The 284-nt window shown below is 39.1% G+C and carries 1 protein-coding gene; it reads right to left on the reverse strand.

What is annotated here, in order from left to right; translation table 11 throughout:
* Window positions 1-284 (reverse strand): ATP-binding cassette domain-containing protein (locus tag C1E99_RS08730; RefSeq protein WP_153060176.1); only part of this gene is annotated, 284 nt, incomplete at both ends.

Consider the following 284-nt stretch of genomic DNA (forward strand, 5'->3'; position numbering starts at 1 on the left):
CATCTGGAGATAAGCGGTCAAAGTTACGGATTGGTTCCGCAATGATGTCCAAAATACGCTTTTTCGGGTTAAAACTTGAAAGAGAGTCTTGGAAAATCATTTGAACATCACGATTAAAGTTTCCTTTTTTACCACGTGATTTGTTGGTTACATTTTGTCCCTCATAGATAATCTGACCAGAAGTGGCACGCTCTAAACCGATAATTGCCTTACCAATGGTCGATTTCCCAGAACCTGACTCACCTACCAAACCATAGGTTTTTCCTTCTTCAAACTCAATATTA

Source organism: Streptococcus suis (genome assembly GCF_002964045.1).
Lineage (GTDB): Bacteria > Bacillota > Bacilli > Lactobacillales > Streptococcaceae > Streptococcus > Streptococcus suis_U.